The organism is Nocardiopsis mangrovi, assembly GCF_042653925.1.
Classification (GTDB): domain Bacteria; phylum Actinomycetota; class Actinomycetes; order Streptosporangiales; family Streptosporangiaceae; genus Nocardiopsis_B; species Nocardiopsis_B mangrovi.
Genome location: NZ_JBHSFQ010000007.1, coordinates 103031 through 127064 on the forward strand (window position 1 = coordinate 103031; position 24034 = coordinate 127064).

A 24034-nucleotide genomic window follows, 5' to 3' on the forward strand; every position below is an offset into this window, starting at 1 on the left:
CCCCATCGAAAGGACGCCATGACCACCCGCGACACCCATCGCGCGCCGGCCCCGTCGGGCGGCGGCCCGGTGCACTCGACTCCGCTGGCAGAGCGATCCCTGGCGCCCGACCTGGCGCGGGGGATGATGCTGCTGCTGATCGCCCTGGCCCACGTGCCGTGGTTCATCTACGACGCCCCTGCCGGCCTCGCCCTGCTGCACCCCGCCGACGGCGACATCGCCGACAAGATCGCCCAGGCATTGACCGTGGTCACCGTCGATGCCCGCGCCTATACGATGTTCGGCTTCCTCTTCGCCTACGGGGTCGGGCAGCTCTACGCCCGGCAGATGTCCCGGGGTACCAGCCCTGCCCACGCCCGCCGCCTGCTGCGCCGGCGGCACCTGTGGATGCTGCTGTTCGGCGCGGTCCACGCCCTCCTGCTGTGGCAGGGCGACATCATCGGCACCTATGGCCTGATCGGCCTGATCATGGTCCCGCTCTTCCTCAACCGCACCGACCGCACCCTCAAGGTCTGGATCGCCGTCCTGCTGGCCGCCGGCGCACTGTACAGCGTCGCGACGGCCGTGGCCGGCCTGGTGCTCCCGGCGGCCGACGCCGCGGTCTCCGCCGCCGACATCCAGCGCACGAGCATCACCGAGACCGGCTACCTCCTCTCCGCCGCCATCCGCCTGCCGACCTGGGGGGTGGCCCTGGTCTCCGGCCTGATCACCTTCGCGCTGCCCACGGCGTTCCTGATCGGGCTCCTGGCCGCCCGCCACCGCCTGCTCGACGAGCCCGCGCGCCACCTGCCGCTGCTGCGCCTCCTCGCCGTGGCGGGCATCTCCGTCGGCTGGCTGGCCGGACTGCCGCTGGCCCTCCAGCACGTCGGCGCCATCGGGCCGGCCTATCTGCCGGTGGTCACCGAGCTGCACTTGTTCACCGGGACCTTCGCCGGGGTGGGCTATGCCGCGCTGTTCGGCCTCGTCGCGCACTGGATCGCCACCCGCGGCCGGCAGCGGTCGCTGCCGGTGCGGGCGCTGGTGTCGCTGGGCCGGCGGTCGATGAGCGGCTACCTGGCGCAGTCGCTGGTCTGGGGGCCGGTGCTGGCCGCCTGGGGGCTGGGCCTGGGGGTGTACCTGTCGAGCTGGTCGGCGATGCTGGTGGCCGTGGCCACCTGGCTGGCGACCGTCGCCGTGGCGTACGCGCTCGACCGCACCGGCAGGCGGGGCCCGGCGGAGGTGCTGCTGCGCAGGCTGACCTACCGGGCGGTGCGGTCCGGCAACGACTGAGAGGACCGAAGAGGGCGGTGCGGCCGCCCGGCACTTCCAGGTGCCGGGCGGCCGCGCCGTTGTGTGGGGCAGCAGGCGCGCCAGGCCTGGGGGAGGGCGGGAACCGGGGATCCCCGGTTCCCGCTCGCGGTTCGCGGACCCGCGCGCCCGAAACCGGTCCGGCACTCCCGCGTCGCCGCGCTGAGCGCGGACATGAAGCGCGGTGCGGCCGGGACGGCCGCTCAGGCGTGCGGTGCCGTGGCCCGGAGGCCGGCGAGCACCACGCCGACGATGCGCTCCGCGTCCACGCGGGTGAACGGGCGCATACCGCGGTTGACGATGAGGTGCGCCGGTCCGGAGATCATCTCGCCGAGGAAGGCGCTGTCGACAGGGGGAAGCTCGCCCCTGTCGACAGCGGCGTCCACCCGCCGCCGCGTGGCGGCCACGCGCTGGTCGAGGATCCTGGCCACCGCCTGGCGGACGGCGGGGCTTTCGTCGGTGTGGTAGATGGCCTGTTCGAGCGTCCGGCCGAACGGCGTTTCCAGGCCGCCGGCGAGGGCCAGCAGGAACTCCACCAGGTCCCGGTGGATGTCGCCGGTGTCGGCGACCGAGGCGAGGTCCTCGGCGTAGCGCAGGAGGGCTTCGACCACCAGCTCCTCGCGGTCGGGCCAGTTGCGGTAGACGCTGGTCTTGTGCACGCCGGCGGACTCGGCGACCTCCTCGTAGCGGAAGCCGGCGATGCCGTCGCGCGCCACGAGCTCGGCGGTCGCGGCGAGGATCCGCGCCCTCACCCGCGCGCTGCGGCCGCCGGGGCGCCGTGCGGGCGGCCGGTCGGTCCCGTTGGCCATCGCCGCGCTCACCTCCCGTTCTCTGCTCGGGTGCCGATTGTCGCGGGGTGCGGCGTTGCGGTGCAAGCCGGTCGTAAGTAAGCTTCCTTAAACGCAACAGATTGTAGCTTTAGTAATTGATCGACGCGGCGGCCTCGGCGTGCCCGCGGGCCGCACCGCCGCGCGGGTTCGCCCGCCCGACCGGCGAACGGCGGCCGATCCGACCGCACACCCACCTCAGCGAAACCTGGAGCGCACACGTGAACATCCTCGTCTCCGGAGCCGGCATCGCCGGGCTCGCCTGCGCGCGTGAGCTCGGCACCCGCGGCCACGACGTCACCGTCGTCGAGTACGCCCGCCGCCTCCGGATCGCCGGCACACCCATCGACATCCGCGGTGATGCCATCGAGACCGTGGACAGGATGGGACTGCTCGCGAAGATCCGGCGGCGACGGGTCCGGATGTCCGAGCTCACCCGGTTCGTCGACAGCGAGGGCGAGCCGGTGGCCCGGATACCGATGGCGGAGGTCAGCGACTCCGACGACGACATCGAGCTCCTCCGAGAGGACCTCGTGCGCGTCCTCGCCGCTGAGCTCCCGGACACCGCGGCGATCCGCTTCGGCGACTCGATCGCGGCACTGACCGACGATGCCGAGGGCGGCGGCGTCGACGTGCGTTTCGCATCGGGCCGCACCGGGCGCTACGACCTGGTGCTCGGCGCCGACGGCCAGCACTCCGCGGTGCGCCGGCTGGTGTTCGGGCCCGACGAGGACTACCTCCGGCACCTCGGTGTCTACTTCGCCCTCGCCGACCACCCCGGCGAGGCGCGATCCGAGGGGGCCAACTCCATATACAACCTTCCCGGCCGGATGGCGGGGATCTTCCATTACAACGGCACGGCCGTCGCGGTCTTCCAGTTCCGCTCGGAACCGATCGACTACGACCACCACGACCTGGACGCCCAGAAGAGGATCCTCATCGACGCCTTCGCGGGCCACGGCTCGTGGCGGATCCCGGAGCTGCTCGACGCCGCCCGCGCCGATCCCGGTTTCTACTTCACCTCCGCGAGCCAGATCCACCTGCCCTCCTGGCACCGCGGCCGCGTCGCCCTCGTCGGGGACGCCGGGTACTGCCCCGCCTTCCTGTCCGGCCGGGGCACCTCGCTCGCGCTCACCGGCGCCCGCTTCCTCGCCGAAGGACTCGAGCGGTCCGGCGGTGACCACACCGCGGCGTTCGCACGGTACGAGGCCCGGCAGCGCCCCTACGTCACCTTCGCCCAGGGCCGCGCCGACAGCGGCCGCGACCGCATGCTGCCGGCCAACTGGGCCGCCATCGCCGCCCGCAACGAGGCGCTGCGGGCCGCCGGAGCCGGCGCGCCCTGAACCCGGCGCGATGCGGCCGGCCGCCGGTTCCCCGGCGTCATCCTGACAACGGCCCACGGCCTCGGCCGACCACCCGGCGACACCGCCGTGCGCGGTACCGCCACCGGCCCCGTGCCGATCGGGCGCGACCGCCACGCAACGGGCGTCCGCACCCGCCCACCCCCGGAAGCCGGCGCGGCCGGCGACCCGCGCCGAGCGCGCCGCCCACGGGACGCGCCGTTCGCCGGGACCCCACCCTCCGATGCGCTGGAGGACATACACAGTGAACGACACGCTGGAAGAGCGCGCCCCCGGCGCCCAAGAGCACCGCTGGAGCAAGCGGCTCATCCTCTGGGCTGCCGTTCTCACCCTCGCCAACGTCCTGGCCGACGTGGCCATCGGCTCGCCCATGATGGTCCTGCCCCAGTTGCTGGAGCATTTCGACACCGACCAGGCCGCGTGGCTGAATGCCAGCGCGATGCTGGCCGGGGCCATCTGGTCGCCGCTGCTCGCGAAGAGCTCCGACATCTTCGGCAAGCGCCGGATACTCATCGGCACGCTGCTGCTCGCCTGCGCGGGAGCGCTGGTGTGCCTCGTCGCCCCCAACGTCTGGATCTTCCTGGCGGGGCGCTTCCTCCAAGGCGCAGCCTTCGCCGCGATCTTCATCACGGTGGCCCTCACACGCCAGATCTGCACCCCGGGGGTGGCGATGGCCGTGGTCGGGCTCGTGACGTCCGGCTCGTCGGTCGTCGGAATCATCGAGCCGTTCCTGATGAAGCCGTTCATCGACGCGTTCGGCTACCGGAGCGTGTTCGTCGCTGCGGCGCTGCTCGCCGCGGCGGCCGCCGTCTGCGTGCGGTCCTTCATCCCGGAGTCGCCGATCCGCGGCACCGGCCGGATCGACGTGGGCGGGGCGCTCCTGCTCGGCGGCGGCCTGGGCGCGGTGCTCGCCTACATCAGCCTCGGCAGTGACCTCGGATGGCTGTCCGGGGGCATGGTCGCGCTGCTGGCGGCCGGTGGCGCCGCGTTCGCGAGCTGGTCGTTCCTGGCGCTGCGGGTCGACGAGCCCATCATCGACATCCGGGCCCTCAGCCGCCCGATCCTGCTGACGCTGCTGGCCCTGGTCCTGGCGGCAGGCTCCTTCCGGAGCATGCTGCAACTGACGGGCATCATCGCCCAGGTCCCCCCTGACCTGGGGCTCGGTTACGGGCTGGGCGACGGAGAGGCGGTCGCCGTGCTGCTCGCCACGCCCAACTTCGGCATCGTCATCGGCGGCACGTGCGCCGGATGGCTCGCGGGGCGGTTCGGCCCCGCACTGCCCCTCCTGGGCGGCATCGCCGTCGGGATCGTGGCGACGTTCGCGATGCTGGCGGGCGTATCGGTGCTCCCGCTGGCGATCGCCTGCGGCGCCATGGTCGGCATCGCCGCCGGCGCGATCGGCGCCTCCGGCTACAACCTGGCGACCGGCATCGAGGCGCCCGAGCGGCAGGGCACGATCGCCGGCCTGGTGTCGGTCGTGCTCGCCCTGGGCTCCGTCGTCTTCAACTTCGCCGGGGGCGAGGTGCTCAAGGCGACCCGGATTCCCGGGGCCTTGGCCGGCGGCGCCCCGGTGAGCACGGCGACCGGCGTGTACCTCTACGTCGCGATGGCGGGGGTGCTCTTCGTCCTCGCCGCGGTACCCGCGATCATGCTGACCCGCAGCCGGACCGCCGCGCCCGGGGCACCGCGGAGTCCGGGCTCACCCGCGGTCGGCCGGGGCCGACAATTCAGTGGTTGACGGGCGGATCGCATGAGACGTTCGCGCCGACCGAGCGGATCGGTCGAGACAGGACGACCGCGGAACGGACCCGTCCGCGGCGGGTGAACACGGGCGGGCTCCATGATCCGCACGGGAAAGGGATCGGCGGCATGGCGACTCGGCTTGCGCAGGTTCGTATGAGTGCCCTGGACGAGGCCGCGCTCGGCCGGTTCTGGGCGGAGGCGCTCGGCTGGGGCCTTCCAGCGAGGGGCCCGGCGTGGCCAACCTGGAACCCGAGGGCTTCGCCTATCCGGACCCCGTCGCCGTCTGCCTCGACATCGTCGCCGTCCCGGAACCCAAGACGGTGAAGAACCGTGCGCACATCGACCTCGCCACCACGTCCGCGACCCATCAGGCGGAGCTGGTCGCACGCCTTGAGCATCTCGGCGCGACGCCCGCCGACGTCGGGCAGGGCGACGTGCCGTGGACGGTCCTGGCCGACCCCGAGGGCGACGAGTTCTGCGTCCTCACCCCGCTCTGACGAGGGGCGGGCCGCCCCGGTCGGCCCCTCTGCCGGCGGTGCCGCTGCGGCCGGTGCGGTGTTCGCCGGTCAGGGTTCGAGGTTGATCTGCCAGGCGTGACCGTCGGGGTCGGCGCACAGGGCCGTGTAGCCCCAGGGCCGGTGCCCGGGTTCGGCCAGTACCTCCCCTCCGCTGCCGCGGATCCGCTCGACGAGGTCGGCGGCCTCCTGCTCGGTGGCCGCCGCGACGCCCATGAGGCACTCGCTGGTTCCGGCGGGGGCGGGTGCACGGCTGTCGCCGAGGACCCAGCCGAGGCCGTCGGCGGGGATGAGCGCCAACAGCGTGCGCTGGTCGATGCGGAACATCAGGGGTTCGGGTACGCCGTCCTCCTCGGTGGGTTCGCCCACGAGCTCGAACCCGAAGGCGTCGCGGTAGAACAGCATCGACCGCATCCGGTCGGCGATCGGCAGGCTGATGTAAAGTCCGCGGGCCTTGGTGGACACGACCACTCCGTCCGTTCGATGACATGACACGGTCATCCCTACCAGCCGCCGGCGACATCGGATCGGTGTCCGTCCCGTTCACCTCCTGCGGCAGGGTCGCGCCGGCGGCCGCGCGCACGGACACGGGAAGACGCGGCCGTTCGCCCTCGTCGATCGCTACCTTGTGGATAGGGTCGAACGCGAAACGTGATCACCGATGGAAGTGGCGGGGGCACGATCGCACCTACCGCTTCGTCAACAACAGCGACGTCGTCGCCCAGGTCCCGCCCGGACCCGTCTACGCCCACGTCGCCGAGATGAAGTACTTCGACGCCGACGGCCGCCTGCGCGACCAGGCCCCCTCGGTCGCAGACGGCTTCGCCGACCGGCTCAAGGGCCACACCGCCGACCCGTTCGCCCCCGGCGCAGACGGCATCCGGGACCATCTCATGACCGCCTACCTCTCCCGCCTGGACGCCGCGGCGGCCTGACCGCGGCGACGCCCTCCCGGATCCGCCGGCCGGCCGCGGATGCGCGACGTCATTCCCGTGCCGCCGGCAGGGTCCGGGCCAGGAAGTCCCGGATGCGGCCGGCCGTGCTGTCCAGGTGGCTTTCCAGGAGGAAGTGGCCTCCTCCGGGCACCAGGTGGATCTCGGCGTCCGGCAGGTCCCGCGCGAACGCGCGGGCGCCGTCGGGGCCGAAGATGAGGTCCTCGGCGCCCCATACGGCCAGGAGCGGGACGCGGCTCTCCCGGAAGTACGCGTGTACCCGCGGGTAGAGGGGCGGGTTGGCGGCGTAGTCGCGGAAGAGGGCGAGCTGTACGAGGTCGTTGCCGGGGCGGCTGATGTCGCGGTGGTCGGCCGTCCAGGTGTCGGGATCGACCAGTTCGGGGCGGTCCACGCCGTGGAGGTACTGCCAGCGGACGGCGTCCAGGCCGAGGGCGGCTCGGACCGCCGGCTCCGTCTCGGGTCCCGGGTCCTTCGCGTAGGCCCACACCGGTGCCCAGAACTCGGGGACGAAGCCGTCCTCGTAGGCGTTGCCGCTCTGGGTGATCACCGCGGTGACGGCCTGTGGGTCGCGCAGTGCGAGCCGCCACCCGATCGGCGCGCCGTAGTCCTGCACGTATATGGCGTAGTCGGTGACGCCGAGCCCGGCCAGGAGCGCCGCGGTGATGTCGGTGAGCGCGTCGAAGGTGTACGGGAACGCGTCGGCGGGCGGGGTGTCGGAGTGGCCGAAGCCGAGATGATCGGGGGCGATGACGCGGTACCGGTCGGCGAGCTCGGGGATCAGCCGGCGGAACATGCGCGAGCCGGTGGGGAATCCGTGCAGGAGCACGAGGGCCGGCGCGTCACGGGACCCGGCCTCCCGGTAGAAGACGCGGTGTCCGCGCACGGTGGCGTACTGATGGCGGATGCCGACCATGACTAACCCTCCAAAGAACTTATGATGGTTATCGGGCGCCTTCATTGGAACGGATGCGCGGTAACCTGTCAAGTCGGCGAATGCGGTTAGAAACGGGGAGGCGGGCGGACATGATCGACGAACGAGCGCTGCTCGAAGCGCTGAACAGCACCCCCGTGGTGGACGGCCGCCCGCAGGACCTGTGGGCCGATGACGCCGCGCTGCGGCGGTGGGCACGGGAGCACGGCGGCACCGGTGACGCACCGGCGATCGACCGGCTTCGGACGGCGAGGGACGTGCTCCAGGCCGCCACACGCGGCCCCGTCCCCGAGGCGGAGCTGCAAGGGATGCTCGCCGGCGTCCGCCGGCTCCCCGAGGTCGGCGAGTCGGGCCTGCGGTGGCGCCTCCACGTGCCGCCCGAGCGGATGCTCGCGGTGGAGCTGGTACTCGCCTGGTTCGACGTCGAAGAACGCAGGCCCGGTCGGCTGCGCCCCTGCGGCAACGACGAGTGCCACCTCTTCCTCCTCGACCGCAGCCGCGCCAACACCGCCCGCTGGTGCTCGATGAAGACCTGCGGTAACCGCCTCAAGGCCCGCCGCCACCAGGAGCGCGCCCGTCAGGGGCCGACGTCCTGACGGGCCCGCATGATCGGCTCCCGGCGGGCACCGCCCGCGCAGGGGCCAGGTGTCCGAACCCCATCGGGCACCGTGAACCGGACGCAGCCGTAAGGAGCCTCACCATGGGATTCGAGGGCCACCGCGTGGTCATCACCGCCGCCGGCCGCGGCTTCGGGCGCACGCTGGCGATCCGGTTCGCCGACCTCGGCGCCGAGGTCTTCCTGTCCGCGCGCAGCCGCGCCGCCGCCGAGCGCGTCCGCGACGAGATCCGCGGGCGGGGCCACAGCCGCGTCCACGCCTACGCCTGCGACCTGGCCGACCCCGCGTCGATCCGCGACTTCGCGTCCGCGGTGGCCCAGAGCACCGACCGCGTCGACCTCCTGGTCAACAACGGCGCCCGCTACCTCGACGGGCCCGACCTGCTGGGGGCCTCCGACGCCGACATCGTCGAGACCGTCGCGTCCGGCGCCACGGGCACCCTCCTGGCCGTGAAGCACTTCCTGCCGCTGCTGCTCGAATCCGACGGGCCCGACGTGGTGACGCTGGTCTCCGCGTGCGCAGCGGCCGGCCACCACCGGTCGGACGCGCACGACGCCTTCTACGCGGCCAAGAGCGCGCAGTCCCTCGTGGAGTGCGTCCTCTTCGCCGTCGGCCAGCCCCGCGACTGCTTCATCAAGGCGTTCCACTTCGAACAGGTCTGAACGCCCGCCCGCACCGGGCCGGCCCCGGCCCGACGGATCGTCCGGCCGCGTGCACTAGCTCCGCGGGACGTCCTTGACGAACACGATCCCGTCGATGCCGCCCACGTGGGCCGGGTCCAAAGGGGCGTAGCCGAAGTAGGCGGGCACGCGCGGGGCGGGGCGCGTATCGCCGAGGGCCGCGGCCAGCCGGGGGGCGTCGACGAGGCGGCGGTCCCCCGGAAGCGCGTACAGGAGCCCTTCGACGGTGTCCGGGGGCGGGGTGTCCACCTGCTGGTGGCGGATGGTGCCGAGCGCCGTGGCCAGGAAGGCGTACCCCTCGCCCAGGCGGGTGCTCACGAGAGCGCCGGCGCTCCACCACTCCACCGGCCCCTGCCACGTCCGCATCGAGCTCTTGTCCCGCTGGAGATGGGCGTTGTGGGCGTGGACCAGCACCGGGCTCTGCTCGGCGGCGGCCAGGAGGTTGTCGGCCATCATCGCGTCCCGCAGGCCGACCAGCCGCGCCATGCGGCCCGGAGACGTGTCGGCCATCCAGTAGTGGTAGCGCAGCAGGCCGACGGCGGTCCGCCCGTACAGCCCCGCCCGGTCCCACTCGTCGCGCGAGGACGCCGCGGCCAGGTGCGGCGCCTGCGCGTCGAGCAGCGCCGCCAGGTCGTCGGCGAGCAGGCGCAGCTCCCCGGCTTCGGCCGATCGCCCTACGGACCGGGCCGGGTCCATCATCGCCGCGGGCTCGGCCCACCGGTCGTCGGCGCCGAACAGGCGATCGAGCGTGTCCGCGGTGCAGGGCAGCAGGTCCGCGTCGACCCGGGCGGCGAGGTAGCCGTGGAGTGCGGTGAGGGCCTGCCGGGGGCTCGCGGCGCCGGTGATCTCCAGCGGGCCGTCGAAACCGGCGAAGCGGAGCCGATCGGACGCGGGCCGGCCGTCGTTGTGGGCGCGCATCCAGCGCACGAGGTCGCGGTTGGCGGCGGACGCGCCGAACCCGTGGCTGAAGCCGTGCTCCATGACGTCGTCGAGGCTGCCGGTGCCATAGGTGACGTAGTCGTCCACGGCCAGGCCCATCAGGCAGTCGCTCTCGATGGCGATCACCCGGTAGCCCTCCTGCTCGACGAGCTGCCGGAAGAGCTCGTTGCGCAGGTCGAGCAGCATGTCCTCGCCATGGGTGGGCTCGCCCAGGGCGAGCAGCCGCGGTCGGGCCGCCAGCAGCCCCATGACCGCGCCGGCCTCGACGTTGTGGGCGGTGTCTTCGATTCCCGTGTCCATGCATTCAACGGTATCGTTGAACTTTCGGTGTAAACCTGTGCGCGGTATCGTGCGGATCGTGGCACGAAACCTTCAAAGCGGGATGCGGTTGCGGCCGATCGACCTGGCGCGCCGGCACGGCCTGTCCACCCAGGCCGTCCGCAACTACGAGGAGGCCGGCATCCTTCCGGCCGCCGGCCGCACCGCCCACGGCTACCGCACCTACACCCCGCTGCACGCGCGCGCCCTGACCGCGTTCCTTGCCCTGGTGCCCGGCCACGGCCACCAGCCCGCGGCGTCGATCATGCGGGCGGTGAACCGCAACGAGGTCGACGAGGCGTTCGACCTCATCGACGAGGGCCACGCCCGGCTGCTCGACGACCGGCGCACGCTCCAGGCCGTGGAGGGCGCACTCGGGAACCTCGCCCCCACCACCGCGTCCGAGCCTGCCGCTCCGGCGGCGGGGACCGGCGGCACGTTCATCGGGACGCTGGCGGGCGAGCTCGGGATCCGGCCCGCGACGCTGCGCAAGTGGGAGCGCGTCGGGCTGGTGCGCCCGCGCCGCGACCCGCTGACCGGGTACCGCGTCTACGACGCGGCCGATGTCCGCGACGCCCGGCTGGCCCACCAGCTCAGGCGGGGCGGCTACCTGCTGGAGCAGATCGCCCCGCTGATCGCCCAGGTGCGGTCGGCCGGCGGGCTGGAGCCGCTGGAGGGCGCGCTGCGCGACTGGCACGGCCGGCTGTCCGCCCGCGGGCGGGCGATGCTGACCGGGGCCGGTGAACTGGACGCCTACCTGCGCGAGCGCGGCTGAATCGGGGCGTGAGCAGCAATCGAACGGCCAGTGGCTCCAGCGGGCCGCACCGGGCGGCTCTACCGCCACCCAGCGTTCCGATGCGGTACGCGGGGCCGCCGCGCCGACTGGGTGAGCCGGCCGCGCTGGAGACTGCTCCGTGAATGCTCGACAGTTGCCGTGCGCCGTCGATCGAGTGAGCCCTGGATTGATCGACGGCGCACGGCAACTGTCGGGAACCACCCCCTCCGCGCTCGTTAGCGTCGCTGGTGAACGAAGGGGGAAGCGATGCTGGACCGGTTGAACAAGGCCCTGGAGCACGTCGAGACGGACCCTGGCAGCCCGGTGGACGTGGCGGCGATGGCGCGCACCGCGCTGACCTCCGAGCACCACCTGCGCCGGATGTTCGCCGCGCTGGCCGGGATGCCGCTGTCGGAGTACGTGCGACGGCGCCGACTCACCCTGGCCGGCGCCGAGGTGATGGAGGGACGCCGGACGCTGCTCGACATCGCCGTCGGCCACGGATACTCCTCGGCCGAGGCGTTCACCCGGGCCTTTCGCGCCTTCCACGGCATCACCCCCGGCCAGGCCCGGCGTACCGGGGCCGTGCTGGTCTCCCAGTCCCGCCTGGCCTTCCACCTCACCATCGAAGGGAGCACCACGATGCGCTACCGCGTCCTCGACAAAGACGCCTTCGCCCTGGTCGGGCTGAGAAAGCGGATTCCCAACGTCCCCGAGGGCCCCAACCCGGACATGGTCGCCTTCACCGAAGCGGTCGATGACGCCACCTGGGAACTGCTCGACGCGCTCAGCGACCAGGAGCCCCCCGGCGCGCTGTCGGCGACGGTGGCCCTGGACGCAGGCGAGGACTTCGGCGCCGAGATCGACTACTACGTGGCCGCGGCCACCACCGCCCCCACCCCTGAGGGGATGGAGCGCCTGGAGGTCCCCGCGGGCACCTGGGCGGTGTTCCCCTTCGAGCGGGTGGAATTCCCCCGCGGCCTGCAATCGCTGTGGCGCGCGGTCTACACCGAGTGGTTCCCGGCCCACCCCGGCTACCGCACCGCCCCGGGCCCGGCGCTGGTGGCCGTCGAGCACGAGGAGGAGCCCGACCTCGGCTCGGGCCACTTGTGGCTGCCCGTGGAAAAGCAGGCCCCGATACCGGGATGAGCCGGCCCTACGGCGTGCCGGCGTCCGCGTCCGACGCCGGCACGCCACGGCCGGATCTCCCGCCGCCGCCGAACTTCGCATGACGCAGCGGGCGTCGTCGTGCATCGGGGCATTGGCGCTTCGGCGCCATCGTGATCGGCCTCGACACGGCCGTCCAATAAAGGAATCCGTGAGATCGGCGCCAGACGACGGCCGCCGCGAACGCCTGGATCGGAACGGCCAGTGGCGGTAAGCCGCGCCCGGACGGCTCGCTGACGCCACTGGCCGTTCGGTTGCCGCTCAAGCCCCGAATCCGCCGGCCGGTCGGGGGAGCCGAGTCCGGGTGCCAGTGGGGCGACCGCGCGCGCAGGCGGGCTCGGGCACGCCGGGAAATAGGGGATGCGCGCCGCGGCCGCCCTTGATACGGTCCCGGCATGGTTCCCTGCGCAGCCCAGACCTGGTTCGTCAAGCCCCGCAGCGCCGCCTAGCGGCAGGCTGCGACCGGCGTTTTCGACAGCTTCGCCGCACTCCGGTCTCCCGCCGGTGCGGTGCTCGACGCTGCCCGGCTCCGACGATGGACCACGCTTCGGAGCGCATCTCATGAACGACCAGAACCACCACGACAACGGCCCGCGCGCACCCCACGGCGATCTGCGCGACCTCCACCGCCCGGCCGAGCCGACCCTGTCGGCCGCCCCCGCCGAACTCACCCGGTGGGTCGCCGCGCACTCCGCCCGGCTCGCCGATCTCGGCCCCGGCGCGGACGCCGACGCCGCGCTCGACGACCTGGAGCCGCTCCGCGGCCTCGTCGGTGACGCCCGCGTGGTCGCCCTGGGCGAGAACTCCCACCAGATCCGCGAGTTCGGCCTGTTGCGCCACCGCATCCTGCGATTCCTCGTCGAGCGGCTGGGCTTCACCGCCTACGCCATGGAGTACGGGGCCGCCGAGGGCCGCGCCGTGGACGCCTGGGTCCGGGGCGGTCCGGGCGACATCGACGCCCTCCTGGCCCCGGCGGGCGGCGGAGCCCGGAGCGTCCGCGGCGGAGACGGGGCCGCCACCGGCCTGGGCCAGCCCGCCGAGTGCCGGGACACCCTGCGGTGGCTGCGCCGCCACAACGCCGGCGCTCAGCGGCCGGTGCGCTTCGTCGGCTGCGACATCCCCATGGCGGGCGGCTCGCTGCGGCCCGCCCTGGAGCCGGTCGCCGCCTACCTGGCAGCCGCCGACCCCGGGGCGCTGCGCTTCGTGGACACCGCACTGGAGGTCTCCGGGCCGATCGAGGGCGGGACGGTCATGGTCCCCGCCTACGCCAGGCTCGGCCTGGACCCGGCGGTGCAGGACCGGCTCACCGCCGCGCTCGCCCGGCTGCTGGGACGTTTCACGGACCTGCGCGAGATCTACACCGAGTGCGGCGGACGCGAGGCGTATGCGACCGCGTTGTCGGACGTGCGCGCGGCGGTGGCGACCGACCGGGCGCAGCGCGCCATGGCCGAGGCGCTCGCGGGCGAACCCGACGGCCGGAGCTTCGCCGCCCGGGAGCGCTATCTTGCCGACACGCTGCTGGAGTTCCTGGAGCACGCCGATCCCGGAACCCGCGTCGTGCTGGTCGGGCACAACGCCCACATCCAGCGCTCACCCAACCGGGCCGACGGCGCGCTGGCGGTGTCGACCATGGGGAACCTGCTCTCCCGGGCGCTCGGCGCCGACTACGTCCCGCTCGCGCTGACCGGCAACGGCGGGGAGACCGTGGAGAACGTGCCCGACCGGGACCACCCGATGGGGATGCGCTGGGGGCGGGCCGCCACACCTGAGGCGGTGCCGGACAGCGTCGAGGCGCTGTTCGCGGGTGTCCCCGGGCACCCGGCCCTGGTGGACGCGCGGGCGCTGCGCGCGTATGCGCGGCGCCGCCTGCTGCCGGAGCCCGTGCGTACCCGGTTGGACACCGCTTTCATCGAGATCCCCGCGCTGGAGGCGTTCGACGGAATCGTCTGCGTTCCCGACACCACCCTCAGCGCCGATCTGGCGCGATAGGCGGCCGGGGCCACCGACGGCACCGGCGTGGCGGGCCTCCCGTGTCAATGGGCGGCCCGCTGCGTACCCGCCATGTGCGGCCGCGCGCCGACGCGGGCCCCGCGGTCCACTCCGGGGCCCGGACACCGCCGGCGGGCGGCAGGCGCGCCACGTCACGCCGCGGTGGCCGCACGCGCGCGCCGGGCCGCCAGGACGCACGCGAACTGGAGGACGCTCATGCCGAACAGCAGGACGCCCAGCGGGACGTGCAGGGCCGTCACATGGGCGATGCCCAGCACGACCTGCGCCGGCAGGAGCCCCAGGAACCCGGCGGCGTACAGGACGGCCCGGGGCGAGCCCCCGCCCCTCCGCCGCACCGCCACCGCGGCGGCCACGTGGAGCATCGCCGCGGCGAAGACCACGCGCGCCCCGATGCCGTGCAGTGCCTCCCCGTACGGCGCGGACAGCAGCAGGCCGGCGCTGACCGCCTGGACGAAGACCATAAGAGTTTGCAGTGCGACCGCGACACGCAGGAACATGTGAGCGCCGTGCCCGGTCGTCGCCGGTGTGGCCATGGCGGGGCTCCGCCCTTCTCCGTCTCGGCGGTGGTGCGTGGCACGCCACCCGTCTCACCCTTCCGACGAAACGGCCCGCCGGAATGTACGGGCGCGCACCGGCCTTGCGTCCGCGGGCCCTGCTTCGTCGGACCGGTGACGGACGGATGCGACCGAGGGGGCACGCGACCATGACCGACCCATCCGAGACGGGACACGACGGCCCCGATCCGGGCCTGAGCGCGATCACGGGCGAGCGGCGCCAGCTGATCCATCTCGCCTACCGGCTCCTGGGGTCGCTGTCGGACGCCGAGGACGTCGTGCAGGAGGCCGACACCCGCTGGTACGCGTTGACCCCGGAGCAGCGCGCGGACATCGCGTCGCCCGGTGCCTGGCTGACGACCGTCGCCGGCCGCATCTGCCTCGACCTGCTCGGCTCGGCACGGGCCAGGCGGGAGCGCTACACGGGTGCGTGGATCCCCGAGCCGCTGCCGGGGTCCGCGGAATGGGTCAGCGTGCGCTGGGGCGTGAGCGTGGCCGACCCGGCCGACCGGGTCACCCTCGACGAATCGCTCACCGTGGCCTTCCTGGTCGTGCTGGAATCGATGACCCCGGCCGAGCGCGTCGCGCTCATCCTGCACGACGTGTTCGGCTACACGTTCGCCGAGGTGGCCGAGGTCGTCGGCCGCACACCCGGGGCGTGCCGCCAGCTGGCGGCCTCGGCCCGGCGCCGGCTGCGCGCGCCGCGGTCGGCGCCGGATCCCGTTGAGCGGCAGGCCGACCTGGTCAACGGGTTCAAGCGGGCCTGGGAGGCCAAGGACATCAAAGCCCTCGTCGGCCTCCTCGATCCCCGCGCCACGATGACCGCCGACGGCGGCGGCCAGGCCGGCGCCGCGCTGCGGCCGGTCGTCGGCGCTGAGCGCATCGCCCGCCACATGCTCGGCATCGCCGCCAGGGTGCCCGGTCTGACGGTCCGGGAGCAGACGGTCAACGGCCGCCCCGGCCTGGTGGCGCTGAACGGCGGGATCACCGTGACGGTGGCGGCGTTCGACGTGGCGGGCGGCCGGATCCGGCGCATCTGGGTGGTGCGCGACCCCGCCAAGCTCCGGCCGTGGCGGAGGTGGCCGGAGCCCGACGCCCGCTGATGACCGGGACGCCATCCGCTGACGGCGTCACGGCCGCCGAGACCGACGACCGGCCTAACGGACGGCGCCGCGTCCGGTCCCGGTTCGGCGCAGGTGTCAGCCCACGACGAGCGGCAGCCGTTCCGCCAGCCGGCCGAGTTCCGCCACCTGGGTACCGGTCGGCGCCCGGCGGCCGGTGCCGACCAGCAGGGCGTCGGTGTCGGTGAACGACGCCGGGAAGGCGGCGCCGGCGATCTCCTCCAGCATCGCGCGGGAGCGCGCCAGGCCCTCGGCGGGCGGCGGCGCCGTGTGCGGGAGGTGCGCGATCAGGTCGAGGTGGTGCAGTGTCCACTCCAGGACGTAGGCGGTGAGGTAGTCGCCCGCGGTGAGGACCTCGCCGCGGGTGCTCACCCGGGCGCCGGGGTCGGCGAGTGCGGCCGCGCGCCCGGCGGCGGAGCCGACGTCGTCGAGGTGGAACTTGAGCAGGTGGGGTTCCTGGTAGGCGGCCGCCAGGCGGACGATGAGCGCGTCGAGCGGGTCCTCGCCGGTGGGCGGGCGGCCGGTGACGTTCCAGTAGGTCACCGCGTCGACGGTCGGTCCGGCATCGGGATCGGCGGGGGTGGCGAGGGTGATCAGGACGTCCTGTGCGTCGATGACCAGGTGGCATACGAGGTCGCGCACGAGCCAGCCGGCGCAGCCGGAGGGGTGCTCGAAGTCCTCGTCGGGGAGTTCGGCGACCGCCGCGCGCAACGCCGCCCAGGAGCGTGAGAAGAGGTCCACAGCGGCACGGTAGTGCGGTGCCGCGGCAGGGGACAAGCGTATCCGGGGCGTTCGGCCCGGCCGTTCCCGGAGGCCGCGGGGGACGCCGGGGGTCCCGGCCGTCGGCCTATCCGGGGGCCGGTTCCTCGCCGAGGTCGAGGGGTCGCTCCCAGCCCCGCTCGACCGAGGCGCGGCATCTGCCGGGGTCGTCGCCCGCGCCGACGAACAGCGCGGTCAGCATGGGGGCGCCGTGGTCGAGTGTCCGTGGCGGCAGGGGGCCGGTGGCGACCAGGGAGACCAGGCCGTGGCCGATGGCCCAGCTCTGGATCGCCAGGTCCAGGGGGTCGGTGTCGGCGCGGAAGCGGTCGTCGTCCCGGGCCCGCCGGGCGGCCTGGACGAGGTACTCCAGTGTCGCGTCGGCGGCTTCGAGGTCTTCGAGCTCGAAGGTCGCGTCGAACATGACCCGGTACAGGTCGGGGTGGTCCAGCGCGTTGCCGAGGTAGGCGGCGACCAGGGCGGCGAGGTCGCGCACCGGGTCCGCGGACGCCGCCACCGTCGCGAACCGGGCGCCGAGGCGGGTGAAGCCCTCCTGCCGCAGCGCCTTCCACATGCCGTCCATGCCGCCGAAGTGGGTGTAGACGGCCATCGTCGACACGCACGTCCCGGCCACCAGCGAGCGCAGGGTGATGGGCTCGCGCGCGCGGAGCATCTGTGCGGCGCGCTCGATGAGCATGGTGCGGACCGCGGGATCCTTCGTCCTCGCCATGGACCCAGAATACATAGCATTGCATTGCTATAGATTGGGATCCCGCGTCCGCGGATCTTCTCCCTGAAAGGAGTCAGCATGGCCATCACCCTGGCGAACCCCGAAGGACTTCCGGAGGTCGGCCTCTACCGGCAGGTGTCGGTCGCCACCGGATCGAAGCTGGTCTTCATGGCCGGCCAGGTCGCCCTCGACGCCGACGGCCGCAAGGTCGGCGCGGGCGACTTCGCCGCCCAGGTCGAGCAGTGCTACCTCAACGTCGGCACGGCCCTGGCGGCGGCGGGAGCCACCTTCGACGACGTGGTGAAACTGACCGTCTACCTCGTCGACTGGACCCCGGACAAGATGCCGCTGTTCGTGGAGGGGGTCGCCCGCGCCGCCGAGAAGCTCGGCACCACCCCGTCGGCCCCACTCACCGGGATCGGTGTCGCCGCCCTGGCCGAGCCGGGCCTACTGGTGGAGGTCGAGGCCACCGCGGTCATCGAGTGATCCGCCCCGCGCCGGGGGCGGGGGAGCCGTTCCGGCCGCCCCGGCCTCAAGGGCTGGGGCGCGTCCGCTACGGGAGCAGGGGGGCGGGAGCCGTCCGGAGCGGTGCCACCGGGTCGTCGTCGGCGCCGAGGTGGTCGGCGGCAGAGGCGCGCACCGATCCGTACCGCCGCTCCGGGTCGGCGGTGAACAGGTGCACGGTCTCGGCCGGGGCGGTGCCGTAGGCGGCCCATCCGAGGGCGAGGTCGGGGTGGCCGGCGCGCCATTGGGCCACCAGGCGCTCGGCTGCCCGGCCGGTCAGGGCGTAGTCGGCGGCGATGTCGCCGGCGCCCACTCCGGCCAGGGTGAGGACCGGCATGGGCGGGACGCCGACGCGGTCTTCGCCGGAATGGCAGTGGAACGCCAGCGGGGCGGCGGAGCCGGCGATGACCTCCCGGGCGCCGCGAATCCCGGCGGCGCGTTCGCGGGCGGCTTCGGAGTTGCGCTCGGCCGGGAACGGGGCGGGGTCGGCGCCGGGGTCCAGGCCGGCCTGCTCGTAGGGCCGGTCCTCGATGCTCAGGTGGTGGTGGGCGAGCCCCGGGTGGTGGTGGACGCGTCCGCCGCGTTCGACCTCCCAGGGGTGGCGCGGGTCGATCACCGTGCCGATCCCCAGGGCGGGGAAGCGGTCCCCGTCGTCGCCCCGGAGCCCGCCGAGCGGGTCGGACCGGAACGGCCGGCCCCAGCGCAGCGTGCGGCCGTCGGAGGTCCGGCAACCGCCCAGGTCCCGGAAGTCGTGCAGGCGCTCGAACGCGATGCGCCTGCTCGCCCCGGCCCCCTACGGGCGCCCGCGCCTACCGGGCGCATCGCATCGGGCGGTCGGCTCGACCATTCTCCCGAGGTACCACTCCGTAAAATTACTTTTCCTTCCTCGTGCGAGTGACGTTAGGGTATTTCCCGGAAGTTCACTCGTTGGGGAGGATGGTCGTGCAATGACCGCGATCTACACGTCCGAGGCCGGTGGGGGCGAGGTCCTGCGGCACTACCGCCGAGCGCTGCGCACCTGGCCCGTGCCCGCCGAACACGTGCGCGTGCCCACCCGCGAAGGGGAGACGTTCGCCGTCGTCTCCGGCCCGCCCCAGGCGCCGCCGGTCCTCCTGCTGCACGGATCGGGGACGAACGCGATGATGTGGCGCGACGACGTCGCCTCCTGGGCACGGCACTTCCGCACCTACGCGGTCGACCTCATCGGCGAGCCCGGCAACAGCGCGCCCTCCCGACCGCCGTTGGACTCCGACGCCCACGCGCTGTGGCTGGACGACGTGCTGGAGGGGCTGGGGATCTCGGACGCCGCTGTCGTCGGGGCCTCACTGGGCGGGCGGCTCGCACTGGACTACGCCGTCCGCCGGCCCCAGCGGGTGACGCGCCTGGCCCTGCTGTGCCCCGGCGGCATCGGCCGGCAGAAGACGGGCTGGCTGTTGGCGGCCGTCCTCCTGCGCCCGTTCGGGCTGTGGGGGCTGCGCCGGTCCGCGCGGATGGTCGCGGGCCTGGACGCGCCGGAGGCCGGGCCCGCCCTCGACTCCGTGGTGCTCACCTTCTCGCACTTCAAGCCGCGCACCGAGCGGCTGCCTGTCGTCCCCGACGACGACCTGCGGCGCCTGCGCATGCCCGTGCTGGTGATCGCGGGGGACCGCGACGCCATGTTCGACTCCCGCGACACCGCCCGGCGCGTGCGCCGGTGCGTCCCGCACGCGAGGGTGGACCTCCTGCCCGGGGTCGGGCACGCGATCCTGGGCCAGGCCGACGCGGTCCTGGGGTTCCTGCGCGGCTGAGCCGCCGGGGCCGCCCGGCCGCGGCGGCACCGGCGGGCCGCACGCGGTGCTCAGGGGGAGTCGTAGGCCAACAGGTGCACCCGGGCCTCGTCGGCGCCCGGGTAGAGGATGAGGACCTCGCGCTGGACGCGCCCCGCGGTGGGCTCGGCACCGCGGCAGGTGGTGCTGCCGTCGACGGTGCCGGGGTCGGCGGGGTCGATCCCGAACGCCTCGGCGTCGGCGTCGTCGGGGCCTTCGGGGTCGGGGTAGACGCCCAGGTTCTCTGCGGCGCAGAACGCCTCGGCGCCGGCGCGGTCGGTGTCGAACCGCGCGGTGAGCGTGGTCAGGCCGCCGTCGCTGGTGCGCTCGTCCACCTCCAGCCCCGTGGCCCGCGCGGGGACCTCCAGGCCCGCGAACTCCGCGACGCGGCCGGTGTCGGAGGTCGCCGTGGGGCTGGGCGGCGGGGAGGGGGCGGGCGGCTCGGCGCCGCCCGCGGAGCAGCCGGCCGACAGCGCCGCGAGCGCCAGCGCGCCGGCGAGCACCGCGCTGCGTGTGGTCATGTGTCCTGCCCTTCCCCTCCTCGGCCGCGGTCCCACTCGGCGTCGGCGGCCCGCCGCGGCCCCCCGGCGGTCGCGCCCGTCACAGGGTGCCATAGCGGATCTCCGGCCTGCTCTGGCCGACCACCCAGAACTCCTGGGCCAGGCCGGTGCGGTGCATTTCGCGGTGCGTCCATTGCGACGCGTTGTAGAACGGCGGCTTCAACGCCGTGTGGTCGTCGGGGTCCCAGTCGTAGTACTTCTTGATGTTGACCTGGGTGTCCACCCGGTAGGTCCACTCTCCGCCCGGCTGCTGCGGCGGGGTCACCGTCACCTCGCCGGTCAGCGAGTAGCGGAAGCTCGCCAGGGCGTACCACCAGTTGTTGTTGCGGTAGGTGCCCTGGTCGGGGTTGGCGGGGTCGCGGCCGAAGGCGTTCCACTCGGTGCTGAGCGGGAACACCGTGGGCTCGGTGATGCCCCGCTCCTGGGCCTCCAGGACGGCGGACCGCCCCAGGTCCTCCCGGTCCGATTCCACCCGATCGCGGAATTCGGGGATGTCGCCGACGAGCTTGTCGCCCGAGATCTGGTAGGTCTCCCCGGAGCCTTCGCGGAAGTGCTCCAGCAGGTCGGCGGCGTCGGGGGAGCCCTGGCGGTCGCGGAAGTAGGCGACGGCGACGGCCAGCATCTCGTGCGCCTCATAGACCTCGTTGGTGCAGCCGATGAGCAGGAGCAGCCAGCACGAGGTGTGGTCGTCGATGTCGACCGTGTCGTACTGCGCCGCCGAGTCCGCGGCGGCCGCGTCGTCGGGGTGGGCGGCGGGCGGTGAGGGGAACGGCTCGACGTTGTAGTCGGGCCCGGGGCGGCTGTAGGGCTCACACAGCGGGTCGCAGGGGTTCTCCGCCGGACCGGGGTCGGGCCGCAGGCCTTGGACGCCGGCCGATCCGTTGCCGCCGGAGCCCGGCTCGCAGTCCTCGTCGGTCTGCGCGGCGGAGACCCGGCACAGCGCGGCGTCGATGTGGCCGCCGACGCCCTGCGGGATGCCGCTGGTGATCACGACGCCGGCGACGGCCGCGACGAGCAGGAGCACGGCGGCGTACTCGGTGTAGCCCGCACCGCGGTCGGGTCGGGGGGACGGGGGGACGAGAGCGTGGATCATGGGACGCCTTCGGCTCTGTGATCCGGTGGGATCCTCCAACAGGGTCGCGGGGGCGCTGGACGGTGGAGCGGCCGAGAGGGCGCGGCCGTTCATGCATGTGGGACGCCGGAGGCGGCGGCGCGGTTCCGGTTCCGCGCGGAGTTCCGCGTGGCCGGATCGGGCCTTGAAACGGCGCAGGGCGCACCGGGGGCGAGACCGCCGCGCGTCGTCGATCGGGTGATCCATCGGCCCTGTCGCCGGGTCGCCACGGGTCGCCTGTTCGGCGAAGGGCGTGCGCGCCTTGCACGGTCGGCCCCGCGCCGGAACCCGGTCGACCGGCTTCCGGGGACGGCCGTCGACGGCGTTTGGGCGGCGGCCGGGTGCGCTAGGCGTTCTCGACGGCGGCGGCGCGCGCGAGCCACGCGCGGCTGCGCTGGATGAAGTGCTCGGCCACGGAGGTCCGGTACCCCCAGCTGGTGAATCCGTGGGGTGCCCCGGGGACGATGTCGAGCTCGCAGGCCACGCCGGCCGCGCGGAGGCGGCGGGCGTAGTCGGCGTCCTCCTCGGAGAACAGGTCGATGTCGCCCACGCCGATCCAGGCGGGGGGCAGGCCGCGGAGGTCGTCGCGCCGCGCGGCCACCGAGTACGGCGCCGGGGCCGCTCCGGGTTCCGCGCCCAGGTAGGAGCGCCAGCCGAATCGGTTCAGCCCGTTGTTCCAGACCCAGTGCCCGACCTCGTCGAGCTCGGTCCTGGCGGCCGTGCGGTCGTCGAGCATGGGGCACACCAGCAGCTGCGCGCGGGGCTGGAGCCCGCCGCTGTCGCGGAGCCGGTGGGTGAGGCAGGCGGCGATGCCGCCGCCGGCGCTCTGGCCGCCGACCACGATGCGGGCGGGATCCACGCCGAGGTCCGCCGCGGAGCGGCGGAACCACTCCCAGGCGGCGGCGCAGTCGTCGAGCGCCGCCGGGAACGGGGCTTCGGGGGCCAGCCGGTAGTCGACCGAGACCACGACCATGCCGAGGTCGCGTGCTGTGCTGGAGCAGAACCGGTCATCCTGGGAGGGGTGTCCGATGACCAGGCCGCCGCCGTGGATCCACAGCAGCCCGGCCCCGGATGCGCCGGTTTCGGGCCGGTAGACGCGCACGGCGACGCCGTCGGCGGTGGAGTCGGCGGACCGGACGCCGTCGACCACCGTCGGCGGGGTGAGGCGGTCCAGCGCGGTCCGCGCCAATCGGCGGAACCACGGCCGGCCCACGGGCATCAGGGGGACGCGCCGAACCGCGCGGCGCAGCTCGGGGTGCACCTTCGCCAGTTCCATACTCCCGACCCTATCCGCCCCGCTCGCGGCCCGTTGCCACGGCCACGGGCCGGGAGCGGGACGGACGGTGTGCCGCGGGGCCGGCCCGGAGCGCGCCGCGGGGGTCAGCCAGCCGCGACGGCCTCGTCGTCGCGGTAGGCGGCGCGCAGCGCGGACAGGAAGGTCTCGACCTCCTGCGCGCCCGACACCCCGTGGGTGCCGTTGACGACGAAGAACGGCACACCGGTGATGCCCAGGCGCCGCGCCTCGTTCAGGTCGGCCGCCACGGCGTCGGCGTAGGCGTCGCCCTCCAGCACCCGCCGGGCCTCGTCCCCGGGAACGCCGACCTCGGCGCCCAGGCGCACCAGGGTGTCGGTGTCGTCGACGATCTCGCCCTCGCCCAGGTGGGCGGCGAGCAGGCGCTCGTGCATCGGCCCGCCCAGCCCGTGGCCGGCGGCCAGGCGGGCCAGCCGGTGGGCGTCGAGCGTGTTGACCGACACGGCCCGCTCCAGGTCGTAGGCAAGGCCCTCGGCCGCGGCGAGTTCGCTGACCCGGCGGGTCATCGCCCGCACCTGGTCGGGCGGGGCGCCCGTCTTCTGCGCCAGCGTCTGCGTGGTCGGCCGGCGCAGTCCCCGGGGGTGGGCGGGGTCGAGCTGGAAGCCGTGCCAGTGCAGTTCGGCGGCTTCGCCGTGCTCGAACCGGGCCAGCGCGGCCTCCAGGCGCCGCTTGCCGATGTAGCACCAGGGGCAGACGACGTCGGACCAGACGTCGATCCGCAGCCTCCCGCTCACAGCAGGCACGCCCCGTCGGTGCACGCCGGGGCGTCGGGCGAGCCGACGTCGATCAGCGCCGGGCGCCCCTCTGCGGGAAGGCCGTCCGGCGCGGCGCCCGTGCCGGGTTCGGCAGGGGAGGGGGCCGGCGGCGGGGTGGAGGTCCCGGTGTCGGCGCGCGTAGGGAGGGGACCCATGGGCACTCCAAGGTGGTCGGTTACTTTTTGTCTGTAGCCCGCCCTACAGTACGCAATGATGGGAGCGAACGTAAGGAGGCACATCGATGTCCGATACGCACACGGGTGTGACCGTGCCGGTGCCCGTTCCGGCCGACGCCGACTGCCCCATCCGCGAGGTGCTCGACATCGTCGGCGACAAGTGGAGTGTGCTGATCGTGGTCCTCCTCGGCCAGAGCACCTACCGCTTCACCGAGCTGAACCGCGCCATCGAGGGCATCAGCCAGCGCATGCTCACGCGCACCCTGCGGATCCTCGTCCGCGACGGCCTCGTCACCCGCACCCCGCACGCCACGGTGCCGCCGCGGGTCGACTACGCGCTGACCGACCTCGGCCGCACCCTGCTGGAGCCGCTGACCGCGCTCAACACCTGGGCCGGCGCGCACCGCGACGACATCGCCGCGGCCCGCCGGCGCCACGACACCGCGGAGGAGGCCGCCGCACAGTGAAAGCGGCCGGGGCTCGCCCCGGCCGCCGAAGGATCCCCGCCGTACCGCGGCCGGCGGCAC

General features: G+C 73.9%; 26 protein-coding genes and 1 pseudogene. 14 read left to right on the forward strand and 13 right to left on the reverse strand.

What is annotated here, in order from left to right; all coding sequences use genetic code 11:
- Window positions 1-18: 18 nt before the first annotated feature.
- Complete coding sequence (locus ACFO4E_RS10000) at window positions 19-1269, forward strand: DUF418 domain-containing protein (protein ID WP_378573179.1); 1251 nt, start codon at window positions 19-21, stop codon at window positions 1267-1269.
- A gap of 221 nt (window positions 1270-1490) precedes the next feature.
- Here the strand turns inward: ACFO4E_RS10000 and ACFO4E_RS10005 are convergent, their stop codons facing one another.
- The gene (locus ACFO4E_RS10005; RefSeq protein ID WP_378573181.1) at window positions 1491-2096 is read right to left on the reverse strand and encodes a TetR/AcrR family transcriptional regulator; all 606 of its coding nucleotides are present in this window, start codon (window positions 2094-2096) and stop codon (window positions 1491-1493) included.
- A gap of 239 nt (window positions 2097-2335) precedes the next feature.
- Here ACFO4E_RS10005 and ACFO4E_RS10010 point away from each other — a divergent pair, with 239 nt between their 5' ends.
- The 3 genes and pseudogenes from ACFO4E_RS10010 to ACFO4E_RS10020 all read left to right on the forward strand — a co-directional run.
- Window positions 2336-3457, forward strand: coding sequence for an FAD-dependent monooxygenase (locus ACFO4E_RS10010; protein ID WP_378573183.1), 1122 nt, complete (start codon window positions 2336-2338; stop codon window positions 3455-3457).
- A gap of 262 nt (window positions 3458-3719) precedes the next feature.
- Window positions 3720-5213, forward strand: coding sequence for an MFS transporter (locus ACFO4E_RS10015; RefSeq protein ID WP_378573185.1), 1494 nt, complete (start codon window positions 3720-3722; stop codon window positions 5211-5213).
- 131 nt (window positions 5214-5344) lie between these two features.
- A pseudogene (locus ACFO4E_RS10020) lies at window positions 5345-5709 on the forward strand (VOC family protein); the annotation flags it as partial.
- A 75-nt stretch (window positions 5710-5784) separates the two neighbouring features.
- Here the strand turns inward: ACFO4E_RS10020 and ACFO4E_RS10025 are convergent.
- Window positions 5785-6198 carry a VOC family protein gene (locus tag ACFO4E_RS10025; RefSeq protein WP_378573188.1) on the reverse strand — a complete coding sequence of 138 codons (414 nt, stop codon included), beginning with the start codon at window positions 6196-6198 and terminating at the stop codon, window positions 5785-5787.
- A gap of 161 nt (window positions 6199-6359) precedes the next feature.
- On the opposite strand from ACFO4E_RS10025, the gene ACFO4E_RS10030 reads away from it, so the two are divergent.
- A complete protein-coding gene (locus ACFO4E_RS10030) occupies window positions 6360-6668 on the forward strand; it encodes a hypothetical protein (protein WP_378573189.1) in 309 nt (102 codons plus the stop codon).
- 49 nt (window positions 6669-6717) lie between these two features.
- Here ACFO4E_RS10030 and ACFO4E_RS10035 read toward each other — a convergent pair whose 3' ends face one another.
- Window positions 6718-7599 (reverse strand): alpha/beta fold hydrolase, encoded by an 882-nt coding sequence (locus ACFO4E_RS10035; RefSeq protein WP_378573191.1) that lies wholly within the window; start codon window positions 7597-7599, stop codon window positions 6718-6720.
- 110 nt (window positions 7600-7709) lie between these two features.
- Here ACFO4E_RS10035 and ACFO4E_RS10040 point away from each other — a divergent pair, with 110 nt between their 5' ends.
- Together ACFO4E_RS10040 and ACFO4E_RS10045 are read left to right on the forward strand one after the other, a co-directional pair.
- A complete protein-coding gene (locus tag ACFO4E_RS10040) occupies window positions 7710-8213 on the forward strand; it encodes a CGNR zinc finger domain-containing protein (protein WP_378573193.1) in 504 nt (167 codons plus the stop codon).
- Window positions 8214-8317: 104 nt separating this feature from the next.
- Entirely contained in the window at window positions 8318-8896 is a 579-nt protein-coding gene (locus tag ACFO4E_RS10045) for an SDR family oxidoreductase (protein ID WP_378573195.1), read from the forward strand.
- Between the two features lie 54 nt (window positions 8897-8950).
- Here ACFO4E_RS10045 and ACFO4E_RS10050 read toward each other — a convergent pair whose 3' ends face one another.
- Entirely contained in the window at window positions 8951-10153 is a 1203-nt protein-coding gene (locus tag ACFO4E_RS10050; RefSeq protein WP_378573197.1) for an erythromycin esterase family protein, read from the reverse strand.
- Between the two features lie 58 nt (window positions 10154-10211).
- On the opposite strand from ACFO4E_RS10050, the gene ACFO4E_RS10055 reads away from it, so the two are divergent.
- The 3 genes from ACFO4E_RS10055 (at window position 10212) to ACFO4E_RS10065 (ending at window position 14102) form a co-directional block, all read left to right on the forward strand.
- A complete protein-coding gene (locus ACFO4E_RS10055) occupies window positions 10212-10946 on the forward strand; it encodes a TioE family transcriptional regulator (RefSeq protein ID WP_378573199.1) in 735 nt (244 codons plus the stop codon).
- A gap of 267 nt (window positions 10947-11213) precedes the next feature.
- Window positions 11214-12095: an AraC family transcriptional regulator gene (locus ACFO4E_RS10060; RefSeq protein WP_378573201.1), complete on the forward strand. Its 882-nt coding sequence runs from the start codon at window positions 11214-11216 to the stop codon at window positions 12093-12095.
- 579 nt (window positions 12096-12674) lie between these two features.
- Window positions 12675-14102, forward strand: a complete 1428-nt coding sequence (locus ACFO4E_RS10065; RefSeq protein ID WP_378573203.1) for an erythromycin esterase family protein — start codon at window positions 12675-12677, stop codon at window positions 14100-14102.
- 152 nt (window positions 14103-14254) lie between these two features.
- On the opposite strand, the gene ACFO4E_RS10070 is transcribed toward ACFO4E_RS10065, so the two are convergent.
- A complete protein-coding gene (locus tag ACFO4E_RS10070) occupies window positions 14255-14656 on the reverse strand; it encodes a hypothetical protein (protein ID WP_378573204.1) in 402 nt (133 codons plus the stop codon).
- A gap of 170 nt (window positions 14657-14826) precedes the next feature.
- Between ACFO4E_RS10070 and sigJ the strand changes: the two genes are divergently transcribed.
- Window positions 14827-15780, forward strand: a complete 954-nt coding sequence (gene sigJ / locus ACFO4E_RS10075; protein WP_378573206.1) for an RNA polymerase sigma factor SigJ — start codon at window positions 14827-14829, stop codon at window positions 15778-15780.
- A gap of 96 nt (window positions 15781-15876) precedes the next feature.
- Here sigJ and ACFO4E_RS10080 read toward each other — a convergent pair whose 3' ends face one another.
- Entirely contained in the window at window positions 15877-16539 is a 663-nt protein-coding gene (locus ACFO4E_RS10080) for a maleylpyruvate isomerase N-terminal domain-containing protein (RefSeq protein WP_378573208.1), read from the reverse strand.
- Window positions 16540-16645: 106 nt separating this feature from the next.
- Window positions 16646-17284 (reverse strand): TetR/AcrR family transcriptional regulator, encoded by a 639-nt coding sequence (locus ACFO4E_RS10085; protein ID WP_378573210.1) that lies wholly within the window; start codon window positions 17282-17284, stop codon window positions 16646-16648.
- Between the two features lie 78 nt (window positions 17285-17362).
- Between ACFO4E_RS10085 and ACFO4E_RS10090 the strand changes: the two genes are divergently transcribed.
- Window positions 17363-17770 carry a RidA family protein gene (locus tag ACFO4E_RS10090; RefSeq protein ID WP_378573212.1) on the forward strand — a complete coding sequence of 136 codons (408 nt, stop codon included), beginning with the start codon at window positions 17363-17365 and terminating at the stop codon, window positions 17768-17770.
- Window positions 17771-17837: 67 nt separating this feature from the next.
- On the opposite strand, the gene ACFO4E_RS10095 is transcribed toward ACFO4E_RS10090, so the two are convergent.
- Window positions 17838-18560, reverse strand: coding sequence for a tyrosine-protein phosphatase (locus tag ACFO4E_RS10095; RefSeq protein WP_378573445.1), 723 nt, complete (start codon window positions 18558-18560; stop codon window positions 17838-17840).
- Between the two features lie 175 nt (window positions 18561-18735).
- Here ACFO4E_RS10095 and ACFO4E_RS10100 point away from each other — a divergent pair, with 175 nt between their 5' ends.
- The gene (locus ACFO4E_RS10100) at window positions 18736-19575 is read left to right on the forward strand and encodes an alpha/beta fold hydrolase (protein ID WP_378573214.1); all 840 of its coding nucleotides are present in this window, start codon (window positions 18736-18738) and stop codon (window positions 19573-19575) included.
- A 50-nt stretch (window positions 19576-19625) separates the two neighbouring features.
- On the opposite strand, the gene ACFO4E_RS10105 is transcribed toward ACFO4E_RS10100, so the two are convergent.
- The 5 genes from ACFO4E_RS10105 to ACFO4E_RS10125 all read right to left on the reverse strand — a co-directional run bounded on the left by ACFO4E_RS10105 (window position 19626) and on the right by ACFO4E_RS10125 (window position 23486).
- Window positions 19626-20114, reverse strand: coding sequence for a hypothetical protein (locus ACFO4E_RS10105; protein WP_378573216.1), 489 nt, complete (start codon window positions 20112-20114; stop codon window positions 19626-19628).
- Window positions 20115-20193: 79 nt separating this feature from the next.
- Window positions 20194-21246, reverse strand: coding sequence for a hypothetical protein (locus ACFO4E_RS10110; RefSeq protein WP_378573218.1), 1053 nt, complete (start codon window positions 21244-21246; stop codon window positions 20194-20196).
- A gap of 364 nt (window positions 21247-21610) precedes the next feature.
- The gene (locus ACFO4E_RS10115) at window positions 21611-22540 is read right to left on the reverse strand and encodes an alpha/beta hydrolase (protein WP_378573220.1); all 930 of its coding nucleotides are present in this window, start codon (window positions 22538-22540) and stop codon (window positions 21611-21613) included.
- A 104-nt stretch (window positions 22541-22644) separates the two neighbouring features.
- Window positions 22645-23319, reverse strand: a complete 675-nt coding sequence (locus ACFO4E_RS10120; RefSeq protein WP_378573222.1) for a DsbA family oxidoreductase — start codon at window positions 23317-23319, stop codon at window positions 22645-22647.
- Window positions 23307-23486: a hypothetical protein gene (locus tag ACFO4E_RS10125; RefSeq protein ID WP_378573223.1), complete on the reverse strand. Its 180-nt coding sequence runs from the start codon at window positions 23484-23486 to the stop codon at window positions 23307-23309. Before ACFO4E_RS10125 ends, ACFO4E_RS10120 begins: the two co-directional genes overlap by 13 nt.
- A gap of 86 nt (window positions 23487-23572) precedes the next feature.
- Here ACFO4E_RS10125 and ACFO4E_RS10130 point away from each other — a divergent pair, with 86 nt between their 5' ends.
- The gene (locus ACFO4E_RS10130) at window positions 23573-23974 is read left to right on the forward strand and encodes a winged helix-turn-helix transcriptional regulator (protein WP_378573225.1); all 402 of its coding nucleotides are present in this window, start codon (window positions 23573-23575) and stop codon (window positions 23972-23974) included.
- The last annotated feature ends 60 nt before the right edge of the window (window positions 23975-24034 follow it).